The organism is Clostridium sp. SM-530-WT-3G (assembly GCF_012843905.1).
Lineage (GTDB): Bacteria > Bacillota > Clostridia > Clostridiales > Clostridiaceae > Clostridium.
The window spans coordinates 44,669-57,510 of the sequence record NZ_JABAGC010000018.1; the positions used below are offsets into that span (position 1 = coordinate 44,669).

A 12,842-nucleotide genomic window follows, 5' to 3' on the forward strand; every position below is an offset into this window, starting at 1 on the left:
TATTAATTAAATTCATATAATATATAATTTTTTAAATTTAATTCAAGCTATACTATATCGTTTCTAAGTACATCTTCATACGATTCTCTTCTGCAAATAAGTCTTGAATTACCATCAGCTACCATTACAACAGCTGGTTTTGGAATTCTATTATAATTATTTGACATTGAGTATCCATATGCCCCAGTAGTCATAACAGCAAGAATATCTCCAGTACTTACTTCAGGTAGATTTACATTTTCTAATAAAATATCTCCTGATTCACAGCACTTTCCTGCTATTGTCACACATTCTTCACGTTCTCCATGAACTCTATTAGCTATAACACATTCATAATCTGCATTATAAAGAGCTGGTCTAATATTGTCAGCCATACCACCATCTACTGATACATACTTTCTTACTCCTGGAATATCTTTCACTGCACCTACAGTATATATAGTAGTTCCTGCATTAGCAACTATACTTCTTCCTGGCTCTATAGTAATTATCGGTCTATCTTGACCAATTCTTGAGCAAACTTCATCAACTTTTTTAATTATTGTTTCACAATACTCTTTTGTTGTTTTTGGTTTGTCCCCTTTACTATAGTATATACCAAAACCTCCCCCAAAATCTACTTCTTTTATAAAATAACCATGTTTTTCTTTGATTTTTTTTACTAGTTCCAACATTACTTCAACTGCATCTTCATAAGGTTGTAGTTCAAATATCTGTGATCCTATATGACAGTGAATACCTACAAGCCTTATATTTTCAAGGTTTATAGCCTTTTCAACTGCTTCTTCAATAACAGTTCCAATTGGAGCAAATCCAAATTTTGAATCTACCTGACCAGTCTTAATATAGTCATGAGTATGAGCCTCTATACCAGGTGTAATTCTTAAGTATATATTTTGAATTTTTCCATATGATTTTGCAATCTTATTTAATGCATCCATTTCATAATAATTATCAACTACAAAATTTCCTACTCCAAGTTTTACTCCTAATTCAATTTCTTCTAATGTTTTATTATTTCCATGAAACATTATTTTTTCTAATGGAAATCCTGCTTTATATGCAGTATATAACTCTCCGCCTGATACTACATCCAAAGACATATTCTCCTCTTTTAACAATTTACACATTTGTACAGTCAAAAAGGCTTTTCCAGCAAATGCTACTCTATTATTATTTTCATCACATTTAAAATATTTTCTGTAATCTCTGCAATATTCTCTTATAAGAGCCTCATCGAATACATATAAAGGACTTCCATATTCTCTTATTAAATCTACTGCTTTAACTCCCCCAATTGTTAACTGATTGTTATCAATCTTCATCGTACCGAATAATTTCATATTTTGTTCCCCCCAAATATCTATCTGTTGATAAAATTGCTTATGCTTATAAAAAACAAACGTCACAGAAAAAATATCTGTGACGAGTGATAGAGATTACACTAACATAATTCCTGTCTATAACTTTACTAATCAATAAGGTTTTAAAATATACTTAAAAATATTATAAATCCTATTGTATTAATAACAGTCATAATATAAAAAGAATGCCTTGTAGCTCAACACTAATCGTGACAGTTATTCATATATTCTATGAATCCCCAGAAACAAATATCGGATAAAATATATATTTCTTCGGCTATAATTCCTTTCTGCATACCTCACAGCTTATTATCCATGCTCTTTATGCCTACTTTTAATTACAGCGCCTCTACCCCAGGTCATGTTTATTACTATTTTATTCAACTATTACAAATATGATACCATAATTTCAGTTTTATTCAATACTTTTGTTGAAAATTATCTACTTCTATATTCGTCCATAAGTTCTCCCATTATACTTGCCGAAGTTGGAGGGGTAAATGTTATGGCATTAGCACCTGCTTGTATAGTTTCCATTATACTTTCATTTGTTGGGCCTCCAGTAGCCAGTATAGGAAACTCAGGATATTTTTTTCTTATATTTCTCACTATGTTAGGTGTATTCTTTCCTCCTGAAACATTAAATATTGTTGTTCCAGCTTCTATCCTCTTCGTAATATCTTCATCTTCAGAAACAACAGTAACTATCACTGGTATATCTATAGTTTCTCTAATTTTTTTAACTACTTCATTAGATGTAGGTGCATTTACTACTACCCCCATAGCCCCTTTAAATTCAGCATCTAAAGCTAGATTAATAACTTTCTTACCTTGTGTAATTCCACCACCAACACCGCAAAATACAGGAACGTCTGCAGCCATAACTAAGGCTTGTGTTATTAGAGGCTGAGGTGTAAATGGATATACTGCTATAATTGCATCTGCATTAGTGTTTCTTATTATTGCTACATCTGTACTAAATAATAATGACTTTATTCTTTTACCAAATATTTTTATTCCTGAACATTCTCTAATAATACTAGGAACTTCAACTACATGATCTCTTCGTGTCCCTTTTATCTGTGGTATAAATTTAGCTTCTTTTTTAGTCATAACTTTATGATCCTCCTTTTATAAGTTTATATGTTAGATATTACCATTATATAAATTATTATACTAAGTATATTATATTACAATTTATACTTTTTCAAAAAACTTCAATATTTATTAACATTATCCACAGATATTATCCACACAATTGTTCTTATGTTGTTAATTTGATAAATTTATTAATAAATTCCTAAAACAACTATCATATTTTCTTATTTACTTTTACCAATATAAAAAGCCGCCTTAAATATTTACATATACTTAAAACAGCTTTTATTATTAATTTTATTCTATTTTAAACATTGATTTGTAATTAAGTTTAATTATTCTTTCCATAAAATCTAAAATCATAATAAAATTAATTATAACTATAAAAATCCCAAGTAATTCTCCACTTACCATATAATAAAACTTATCTAATATATTTTGGAGAAAATATATACCTATAAAACTTAAAAGCATCCAATAAACTGAAAACTTTAAACATATATATCCATTTAAATTATATCTTAAATTTAAATAACTCCAATATGACTTATCAAACAATTTTTTTAATAAATATCCACTAATATATTCAACAATGCTAGGTATAATAAAAAATAAAATCATCTTTCTTAAACGTCTTATTTGTAAAAAAGCAATATAGTTCTTCAATAACCCATCCTAAAAAGGAATATATTATAAAATTAAACCCTATAAAATATAAAATTTCTACAATATCATCCACCTTACTTTATGTGATGATATTAGTATTTGAATATACTTTTATTATATTCATTCTCTTTCCTAAGTTAATTTAAATATTCTATTTAACATTATCAACATATAAAAAAAAGAAACTACTAGAATTAACTCTAATAGTTTCTCAAATAATTTCATTAAGATTTAAGAATATAATTTTTATTCTTCTATTTTTATTACATCATATCCTTCATCTTCTATAGCATCTATTAAATTTTGATTGTCTACATCAGTATCAACTAAAGCGTATTTACCATCTAAATTTACTTCAATAACTTTTACGCCTTCTACTCCGCTTAATCCTTCAGTAACATGCTTTACACAGTGTTCACAGCTCATTCCATCAATTAATATTTTCTTTTTCATTTTAATCGTCCTCCTACTAATATAATTATTATATATTATTTATTTTGCTTGATTAAATAAGTTATACTTCCTAATAATTTTTAGGATTGAATCTCTTTAATCTAAGAGCATTTGCAAGTACTGATACTGAGCTTAAACTCATTGCACCAGCAGCTATCATCGGATTTAAAAGTGGTCCTCCAAATATATGAAGTATACCCATTGCTACTGGAATTCCTAATACATTGTATCCAAATGCCCAGAATAAATTTTGTTTTATATTTCTAATTGTAGCTCTACTTAATTTTATTGCAGTAACTACATCCATTAAATCACTTCTCATAAGTACAATATCAGCTGATTCTATAGCAACATCAGTCCCTGATCCAATTGCTATTCCAACATCTGCTTGTGCTAAAGCTGGAGCATCGTTTATACCATCACCAACCATAGCTACCTTTACATTTTCACCTTGAAGCTTTTTAACTTCTCTTGCCTTATCTTCTGGTAATACTTCTGCTAATATTATATCTATTCCAACTTGATGCCCTATTGCCTCTGCAGTTTTCTTATTATCACCAGTAATCATAGCTACCTTTATTCCCATATCATGAAGAATTTTTATAGCTTCCTTACTACTTGGTTTAACAACATCTGCAACTGCAATAATACCTCTTAACACGCCATCTACAGCTATAAACATAGGAGTTTTACCTTCATTAGCTAATTTTTCAGAACTACTAAATAATTTTTCATCTAATTCTAAATTCTTATCTTTAATAAGCTTTATATTACCAAGTAAGATTTCTTTTCCATCTATCTTAACTGATATTCCATGTCCAGGTATTGCCTTGAAATCTTCTAATGATTTTAATTCAATATTCTTTTCTTCAGCTTTCTTTACAATTGCCTCTCCTAATGGATGCTCAGATCCTTTTTCAGCGCTTGCTGCTAGCATTAACAATTCATCTTCTGAAATACCATCAGCTATTATATCTGTAACTACAGGTTTTCCTTCTGTAATAGTACCAGTTTTATCAAAAACTATAGTCTTAATTTGATGAGCTGTTTCTAAAGCTTCCCCACTTTTTATAAGAACACCATATTCTGCACCTTTTCCTGTACCAACCATTATAGCTGTTGGAGTTGCAAGACCTAATGCACATGGGCATGCAATTACAAGTACTGCTATAAATATAGTAAGTGCAAATACAGGTGTTTCACCAGCTATAAGCCATACTATTGCAGCTAATATAGCAAGACCTATTACTGTAGGTACAAAATATGCTGATATTACATCTGCAAGTTTAGCTATAGGCGCTTTACTGCCCTGAGCTTCTTCAACTAATTTTACAATTTGAGCTAAAGTTGTATCTTTCCCAACTTTTGTAGCTTTGTATTTTATAAATCCAGTTTTATTTATACTAGCTCCAATAACAGCACTTCCAACAGATTTTTCTACTGGTATGCTTTCACCTGTAATCATTGACTCATCAATAGATGTGCTTCCTTCTATAATTTCACCATCTACAGGTAATTTCTCTCCAGGTTTAACTACAACTATATCTCCACACACTACTTCTTCTATAGGTATAACTTCTTCTGCATTGTTTCTTATTACAGTAGCAGTCTTTGGTGCAAGACCCATAAGTGCTTTTATGGCTTGAGATGTCTTTCCCTTTGAAACTGCTTCTAAATACTTTCCTAATGTAATTAAAGTAAGTATTACTGCTGCTGATTCAAAATACAAGTGCATTGCATATTCTGTTTCACCTACATGTATTTTATATATGCCAAAAATTCCATAAATAAATGCTGCTAAAGTACTTATAGCAATAAGAGAATCCATATTAGGGCTTAATCTAAATAAATTCTTAAGTCCTACATTATAGAATTTATATCCCATTGCCATTACTGGCAACGTTAAAACTACTTGTATAAGTGCAAAATTCAAAGGATTCTTCATTGGATCTATTATAGATGGAAGTGGCATTCCAAGCATATGTCCCATTGTTATGATAAGTAATGGGACTGTAAAACATGCTGATACGATAAATCTAATTAACATTTTTTGACTTGCACTCATTTTTTTATCTTCTTCATTTTTGCTTTCTTCTTCTCGAATAAGTTTATATCCAGCTTTATCTACTGCAGCCTTTATTTCTGCATATCCTACTTGATCTTCATCAATGGTAACGCTTAATGTTTCAGCTGCTAAGTTTACATTTGCCTCTTCTACTCCATCAAGCTTTCTAGTAACTCTTTCTACTCGACTAGCACAAGATGCACATGTCATTCCTTCAATCTTAAATGTATAATGCTTAATATTCTTCTTAATACCATATCCTGACTTAACTACAGTTTTTTCAATATCATCATCATTAACCTTATTCTGATCAAATGTTACATTAAGAGTTTCTGTTGCAAGATTTACATTTGCCTCTTCTACCCCATCCATTTTTCTCACAAACCGTTCTACTCTGCTAGCACATGCTGCACATGTCATACCCTCTATTTTAAATGTTTTTTTCATATGTAATTTCCCCCTACTTAGAAAGTAGCTTTTCTAGAACTTTATTAAATTCTTCTATCTTTTCTTCAGAATTATTATTTTCACACGCTTCCTTTACACAGTGTCTCAAATGCCCTTGAAGTACCATTAAATCTGCTTTTTTAATTAATGATTGAACTGCCATAAGCTGATTTGCAACATCTATACAGTATCTATCATCTTCAATCATCTTTATTATCCCTTCAATCTGACCTTTGGCAGTTTTTAAAGATTGTAATGCTTTTTTTCTTTCTTTACTCATTTTTATACCTCCCCACCCCCATGGGGGTGTCCTTGTGTTATATTATATTCTTCTTTTATATTTTGTCAAACATACTTGTCCTTATTCTAATAATTTATCTTTTATTAAATTAAAAAAGATCACATCAAATTTTGATATGACCTTAAATCTTATTATTTTCATAGTATTTTTCTAAAATATTATTAATTATTAGCTGTTAACTCATGTAGTGCTGCTTCTACTAGTTTAGAAAAATATTTTGCACATGGAAGTATAGCTTTTTCATCAATCATAAATTCTGGATGATGGTGTGCATGAGACATCCCTGTCCCTACAGTAATAAAAACTCCCTTTATTTTTTTCTGATAATATGCAAAGTCTTCCCCTTCAAGTCCCATGGATATTCTTTCTAGCTTATACCCCATCTTCTTTCCAACATCTCCACAAAAGATTGTCCAATATTTATCATTATTTGTTGCTGGAGATCCTCTATGCCATGTAAGCTCTGCATGTCCATCAAATGCTTCAGCTATTCCTTCTACAATCTCTTTCATTCTATTAGGTATAAGTTCTCTAACTTTTTCATCAAGTGTCCTCACTGTTCCTTCTATAAAAGCATTTTCAGGTATTACATTCCATGTATTGCCAGATTCAATATGTGTAACACTCAATAGCGCTTTATCTCTTGGGTTAATATTTCTACTAACTATAGTCTGAAGTGCTACAATTATATTAGTTGCAATAACAATAGGATCAACTGATTTTTCTGGCCTAGCTGCATGACTTCCAACTCCATGAATTTTAATTTCAAATCTATCTACTGCTGCAGTAACAGCTTTTTCTTTTAACCCTAAAACTCCAACTTCTACATCAGGCATACAATGAATACCAAATATTACATCCACATTATCTAAAACTCCTGTAGAAATTATATTCTTTGCTCCATCTGCACTTTCTTCTCCAGCTTGAAATATTATTTTAACAGTTCCAAGAAGTGATTTTTCATACTTTTTAATTAAATATGCTGCTCCAATCATGACTGCAGTGTGAAAATCATGACCACATGCATGCATCTTACCATCTATTTTGGATTTATATTTAAGATTAGTTTCCTCAGTTATTGGAAGTGCATCTATATCACATCTTAGTGCAATAACAGGTCCCTTAGGATTTCCTTTTATCTCTGCTACTAATCCTGTGCCTATATTTAACTCAATTATATTTATATTAACATCTGTAAGTAATTTTTTTATCATGTTAGTTGTTTTATATTCTTCATTTGAAAGTTCAGGATATTGGTGAAGTTCTCTATATATTCCTATAAGATTTTCTTCCAAGTTCTCTATTATATCTAATAAATTACTATCTGCCAAAATAAATCCTCCTCATTTAAAATATCAAAACTATTGGTATGATATAACTTTACACGACATTATAATAAGTATATTATTTCAACATATTTAATATAATCATCATCCCCCCTACTAAGATTATATATAAAATTATATATGCTATAGACCAAGGGCTTGTAAAAGAATATCCTATTTTCTTCAATATACTTAACTCAGTATTATTATCACTTAAAGTTACTAAAAAATCTCTAAAATATGTTTTTACAAACATATAAAATGCAATAAACCCTAATGAAAAATAGATAAATGAATAAATTCCCTCTATAGTTGGATTATTAAGCAGTCCTAGAACTGATGTAAACATAATTAGTGAATTATTAAACATATGTGCAATAATAGATGATTTTATTGAATTTGATTTTATCGTAATAAAACAGAATATAATTCCCATAAGTATAGGATTTATAAATTGAACCAGATTAAGATGAAACATTGAAAACATAATAGACGAAACAATAGCTGCTGTTAGATTTCCATACTTCATCATACTTTTTAATATAAATCCTCTAAATATGACTTCCTCAAATATAGGCGCAATAATACAAGTATACAAAATAAATAAAACCAGGTACTTAGTTTCAGTAGGTATTGTAAAATCAGGTGATGGTATAGTAAATCCCTGAGCTTCAATAATTGAAGAATATATAACATAGATTATGCTTGAAATCATACCTACAGCAACACATGATGTAGATCCAAGTATTATAAATTTAAAAGGAGCCTTATTTCTGCAAAATAGATCTTTCTTGAATTTTAAATTCATAGTTTTATAGGCTACTCCTATAGCAAGTATATCTCCTAATATACATGGTAGGTACCCCATAAAGAAATTATAAGCCTCTTTAGATACTCCAAGTATTGTACCTGTTTCTACATTACTTGCTATATTAATTCCTAAACTTGCTGCTCGTATTTTTAATATATATTGTATTATTCCTCCAAAAGCATATGTAGAAACTGATAAAATAAATAAAACCATGGCACATCTACCAGCAGTTCTTTTTATATCTTTTTTTATATCAGATTTATCATAATATAAGTTATCATTTAAATTTTCTGTCATCCTTTTTCCTCTCATTCACTTTACTTATTCAATAATATTGATAATATTTTCTCTCAAGCAGCTAACAAATTTAATTTCAGCCATATATAAAATAACTCTAATATATCTTTTTTATTATTCTATTCATCTAAATAGTAAAAATGTAAAATACAATATAAATATGTTACCATATTTCCTTATTTTATAAAAATATAGATTATGTAATCATCCTATCACTTTAATTAAAAAGGAGAGCTTTGATTCAAAAATGTTCTAAATAAAAGCTCCCCTTAATTTTCTATTTAATAAAACAATAATTTAATTATATAAATTCTTTTTTAACTAGTAATGCTACATTTTCAATATGGCTCGGTTGTTCAACGAAAAACATACTCAACCCCTATTGTACATGGGAATGGTGGAACGCACCTTTTCCCTTAAAATCTAGTGGTTCGAGCCTGTGAGAAACTTGAATTATCCTATAATTTGTATAGGCAAACAGGGTAAAGCTCTGTTCCTTAAACTTTATTTTTCATGTCACCCCTACAAACTGGAATTTCTATTTGTGTTGCCATGTCATTACATAATCTTTTTCTCCGGTAGCCTCATCTAAGCCACTATGCTGAATCTCAAATCCTTCTCTCTTATAAAAAGATATTGCCCGTGCGTTCTTTTGGTATACGTTCAAGTGCAACTTATTCCTTTTATCCTTTGCATAATTCAGCAGAATTTTACCTATACCCTGCGATTGCATTTCACCAGAAACAAAAATGCCCTCAACATATTCATCATTTAACCCTATAAAACCCTGTATTTCTGTATCATACTCATACACATAAACCTCTGCTAGTAACAACGCTTCTTTTACTGATTTGAAATTGCTTTTCCAGTATTCGGCGGGGATAAAATTATGTGCCTTTATATTTGTATCCAACCATATATCTGCAACTTTATTTATATAATCCCTTTGAAATTCTCTAATCATAACGGTGACTCTCCATAAACTTGAATTTTCCAATTTAACAAACTTGAATTTGACTTGCCTATTTTCTTAAAATCTCATGTGGAGCTTCTATTTCATTTGCCAAGGTATGCTCTGTTAATTCTGACATCAATTTCAATTTTTTATTAATCAATGGTCGCATACAATTAGGAACATGTTCCTGATGCGCTCTGTGGATTGCTACACATTCCTTACAGTTTCCGTGATAACGACAGGCTTTCAGGCAAGGACAGTGATCTTTGTCTTTATACTCCTTACGAAATTCCGCTGCAAATTCTTCTTGCAGTCTCAGCCCCTCGACACGGTTTCCCTTATGAAATTCTACCATTGCATCCAGTTCTTTCTGGTTCCCTTCAATCTTCATGTTATTATAGTGCCTCCATTTCAACTATTCCTCATTTTCTGATAAATTCCAATTTTGTTGTCATCTTCATTATACTTCATCGCCTATCGAAAAGATAGCATATCATCTAGTACAATTTCCATGCCTAAAACCACAATATTAATATCCCTCGACTACTATAACTTCACCTTCTTCATCAGTTGGGGGTTGAAAATGATCATAATAAGTGGAAGCTGTTTGCTCCGTCAATATGATATCATTTTGATGATTTCCGTTTCTTTTTCGAATACGTTCCATAACAACTTCCTTAGGTGTCTTTATATAATAGATTTTGGGTTCTATGTCGTATTTCTTTAATAATGAAATATATTCATTTCTCATTTCTCTAGACCAAAATGAATAATCGAGAACAATATCAATGTTTTGCATGATAAGTGAAATTAGTTTTTCATCAAGATAGGTTTTAATATCTTCTAAAACCTCCTGAGGTAAAGGATGTTCATTCAAACCCCGTTTGAATGATTCTTCATCATAAGATAGTATTGTCATCCCGGTACTTTCAAATTTTTTTGCTAGTGTTGATTTACCTGCTCCCGCAGGGCCGCACATTAAAATAACTTTACTTTTCGACAAATTATCTACTGTATTTTTCATTGATATAACCTCCTATAACAAACCAAGAAAACATGACACTCTCCTTAAGCATTATTACTATTCGCTCTTTTCATGATTTCCTGTACTATTGATGTTTTAGCATTTTCATAGTGCTGGACATGCCTCCATTTATTCTTTGCCAAGCTTCGTTTGACTTGTGCATATTTGTCCCGATCAGTATCATTAGTCCGCAACAATCACGGAAGCGTAACATTCTATCAATCTCTGATGTGCCCAAACTGAACACATGCAGATTAATATCGGTATCCGGTCCTTTAAACAAACGATGCTCAAACCAGTCAGGTTCTCGAATCTGTAGCACATATCCGGCCGCTTCCAACACTGGAACGTAGGATGACTCATCAGCAGAATCCTTAACAACCAACCGTATTCTTTTGCAACTCATCATCCGTTGTAGGCATGGAGGTATTATTAGATATCATCTTATCGCACTCCTTTGCTGCTTATTATCTAGGGTTAAACTTAACTACTATTTTTTCTTTGCGATATAAAATACATAACTGTAATAATCTACTACTAATCTAAAATAAAGCGATTATAAGCTATCCTTTTTCCTGTGTTTGTTTTAAAATCTTCATCTATACACTTTTTTATCTTTTCCTGTTCTTTTTCTTTATCCATAACCGTTAAATTTTCAAGCAAATCAGCTTCCCATTGTATTTGAAAATCAAGTCCATCAATTTTAGATGGAGTATGATGGTTGCCTATTATAAAGCATATTCTATCAATATTTTTGTTATAGCCTACCTTTTTTAATATTTCTTTCGCTACTTCTGGTCCTTCCTTTTCTTGATAGACACCATCAATAGAACCGTATTTTTTTTGTGCTTCAACCGCACCAATATCATGTAGTATAGCAATAATACTGATGAATTCTTTTTCTTCCTCTCCGATATTTTCTCCTTTCATTATATCTTCTGCATTTTTCAAAACTTTGAGAGTATGCTCTATGCCAAAAGGAATTTCTTTGAATACTTCTTTCATCTCTATAATAATTTTTTCTTTAAACACAAATTACCTCCATTTATACCTTATAGGTGTTTTAGTTCTATCTATCCACTTTTTTGTTCGCCGATACAATCAGCATCATGGGACGGCACATTTCATCCTGCATCCCCGGAATATCCATCATGTTTTCCGGCGGCTGCGGCTCCACAATATGATTTATTATAAAACCATTTGAAAGCAGTGTATTTAGATATGTGGTCAGTGTTCTATGATATTTTGTAACCTTTTCTCCCAAAAACACAGCTGTCCGTTTGCCCTCATAATAATAATTATCCACTGGAAAATGCAGTATTTCTCCTTTTTTGTTATAATGCCAGTCTTGTGTTCCATAGGCAGTAAAAACAGGATGTTCAACCGTAAAAACTAGCTTACCACCAGACTTCAGTATTCTATATATCTTTTTTACTAAAATCTCATAATCTGCTACATAGTGAAACACAAGTGAACTTAATATTACATCAAAACTCTCCTCTGGGAATTCCACATCTTCTATAGCACAGCATTTATATTCAACCTGTGGAAAATGTGTTTTTTCTTTGGCTACCTCGAGCATTTTATGAGAAATATCAACACCTACAACAAAAGACGCTCCGTGCTCCATCGCATAAATACAGTGCCATCAATAGCCGCATCCTAAATCAAGCACACGCTTATCTTTAAAATCCGGCAGCAGCTTTCTCAATGTTTCCCATTCTCCTGCACCGGCTAGTCCCTGCTGCGAACGACTCATTTGACTGTATTTTTGAAAAAATAAATTATCATCATATTTGTTTTCTTTCATCTGAATTCCCCGTCATTTAAAAAGTTATTTATCTCCGTTGCAATTTTTTTCACTTCTTTATAAAGCTTCTCGGTCATATCGTAGCATTCAAAAAGTGAAAGATCAAGTACTACAAAAATATGATTTACCCTTTCGGCATATTTTTTAGGTGGTGTTAGTATAAAATAGTGGACACGACAAGTCGAACTAAGTAAAATAATATTTAGTTAAGAAAGGATGTGTCCAT

Annotated in this window: 11 protein-coding genes, 4 pseudogenes and 1 riboswitch; all 15 genes and pseudogenes read right to left on the reverse strand. The window is 30.8% G+C overall.

What is annotated here, in order from left to right:
- Window positions 1-47: 47 nt before the first annotated feature.
- A complete protein-coding gene (lysA, locus tag HF850_RS08330; protein ID WP_169104992.1) occupies window positions 48-1,343 on the reverse strand; it encodes a diaminopimelate decarboxylase in 1,296 nt (431 codons plus the stop codon).
- 206 nt (window positions 1,344-1,549) lie between these two features.
- A riboswitch (Lysine riboswitch) is annotated at window positions 1,550-1,724 on the reverse strand.
- A gap of 78 nt (window positions 1,725-1,802) precedes the next feature.
- On the reverse strand, window positions 1,803-2,477 hold the full coding sequence (locus HF850_RS08335; protein ID WP_169104993.1) for a hydrolase: 675 nt from the start codon (window positions 2,475-2,477) through the stop codon (window positions 1,803-1,805).
- Between the two features lie 282 nt (window positions 2,478-2,759).
- A pseudogene (locus HF850_RS08340) lies at window positions 2,760-3,201 on the reverse strand (putative ABC transporter permease).
- Window positions 3,202-3,374: 173 nt separating this feature from the next.
- Window positions 3,375-3,581 (reverse strand): heavy-metal-associated domain-containing protein, encoded by a 207-nt coding sequence (locus HF850_RS08345; protein WP_169104994.1) that lies wholly within the window; start codon window positions 3,579-3,581, stop codon window positions 3,375-3,377.
- A gap of 70 nt (window positions 3,582-3,651) precedes the next feature.
- Window positions 3,652-6,093 carry a heavy metal translocating P-type ATPase gene (locus tag HF850_RS08350; RefSeq protein WP_169104995.1) on the reverse strand — a complete coding sequence of 814 codons (2,442 nt, stop codon included), beginning with the start codon at window positions 6,091-6,093 and terminating at the stop codon, window positions 3,652-3,654.
- A gap of 13 nt (window positions 6,094-6,106) precedes the next feature.
- A complete protein-coding gene (locus HF850_RS08355) occupies window positions 6,107-6,373 on the reverse strand; it encodes a metal-sensing transcriptional repressor (RefSeq protein WP_169104996.1) in 267 nt (88 codons plus the stop codon).
- 182 nt (window positions 6,374-6,555) lie between these two features.
- The gene (locus tag HF850_RS08360) at window positions 6,556-7,725 is read right to left on the reverse strand and encodes an amidohydrolase (RefSeq protein ID WP_169104997.1); all 1,170 of its coding nucleotides are present in this window, start codon (window positions 7,723-7,725) and stop codon (window positions 6,556-6,558) included.
- A gap of 73 nt (window positions 7,726-7,798) precedes the next feature.
- Complete coding sequence (locus HF850_RS08365) at window positions 7,799-8,827, reverse strand: type II CAAX endopeptidase family protein (RefSeq protein WP_169104998.1); 1,029 nt, start codon at window positions 8,825-8,827, stop codon at window positions 7,799-7,801.
- A gap of 538 nt (window positions 8,828-9,365) precedes the next feature.
- A complete protein-coding gene (locus HF850_RS08370) occupies window positions 9,366-9,791 on the reverse strand; it encodes a GNAT family N-acetyltransferase (RefSeq protein WP_169104999.1) in 426 nt (141 codons plus the stop codon).
- A gap of 58 nt (window positions 9,792-9,849) precedes the next feature.
- A complete protein-coding gene (locus tag HF850_RS08375; RefSeq protein ID WP_004613237.1) occupies window positions 9,850-10,173 on the reverse strand; it encodes a hypothetical protein in 324 nt (107 codons plus the stop codon).
- A 138-nt stretch (window positions 10,174-10,311) separates the two neighbouring features.
- On the reverse strand, window positions 10,312-10,806 hold the full coding sequence (locus tag HF850_RS08380; RefSeq protein ID WP_002337568.1) for an ATP-binding protein: 495 nt from the start codon (window positions 10,804-10,806) through the stop codon (window positions 10,312-10,314).
- Window positions 10,807-10,850: 44 nt separating this feature from the next.
- Window positions 10,851-11,215: pseudogene (locus HF850_RS16140) on the reverse strand (GrpB family protein).
- A gap of 128 nt (window positions 11,216-11,343) precedes the next feature.
- The gene (locus HF850_RS08390) at window positions 11,344-11,838 is read right to left on the reverse strand and encodes an HD domain-containing protein (protein WP_169105000.1); all 495 of its coding nucleotides are present in this window, start codon (window positions 11,836-11,838) and stop codon (window positions 11,344-11,346) included.
- 37 nt (window positions 11,839-11,875) lie between these two features.
- A pseudogene (locus tag HF850_RS08395) lies at window positions 11,876-12,616 on the reverse strand (class I SAM-dependent methyltransferase).
- A pseudogene (locus tag HF850_RS08400) lies at window positions 12,597-12,765 on the reverse strand (nucleotidyltransferase domain-containing protein); the annotation flags it as partial. The pseudogenes HF850_RS08400 and HF850_RS08395, both read right to left, overlap by 20 nt.
- Window positions 12,766-12,842: the final 77 nt, after the last annotated feature.

Bases quoted from the DNA above. Each gene is read 5' to 3' on its own strand.
- lysA (WP_169104992.1), bottom strand. From the start codon at position 1,343: ATGAAATTATTCGGTACGATGAAGATTGATAACAATCAGTTAACAATT.
- HF850_RS08335 (WP_169104993.1), bottom strand. From the start codon at position 2,477: ATGACTAAAAAAGAAGCTAAATTTATACCACAGATAAAAGGGACACGA.
- HF850_RS08345 (WP_169104994.1), bottom strand. From the start codon at position 3,581: ATGAAAAAGAAAATATTAATTGATGGAATGAGCTGTGAACACTGTGTA.
- HF850_RS08350 (WP_169104995.1), bottom strand. From the start codon at position 6,093: ATGAAAAAAACATTTAAAATAGAGGGTATGACATGTGCAGCATGTGCT.
- HF850_RS08355 (WP_169104996.1), bottom strand. From the start codon at position 6,373: ATGAGTAAAGAAAGAAAAAAAGCATTACAATCTTTAAAAACTGCCAAA.
- HF850_RS08365 (WP_169104998.1), bottom strand. From the start codon at position 8,827: ATGACAGAAAATTTAAATGATAACTTATATTATGATAAATCTGATATA.
- HF850_RS08370 (WP_169104999.1), bottom strand. From the start codon at position 9,791: ATGATTAGAGAATTTCAAAGGGATTATATAAATAAAGTTGCAGATATA.
- HF850_RS08375 (WP_004613237.1), bottom strand. From the start codon at position 10,173: ATGAAGATTGAAGGGAACCAGAAAGAACTGGATGCAATGGTAGAATTT.
- HF850_RS08380 (WP_002337568.1), bottom strand. From the start codon at position 10,806: ATGAAAAATACAGTAGATAATTTGTCGAAAAGTAAAGTTATTTTAATG.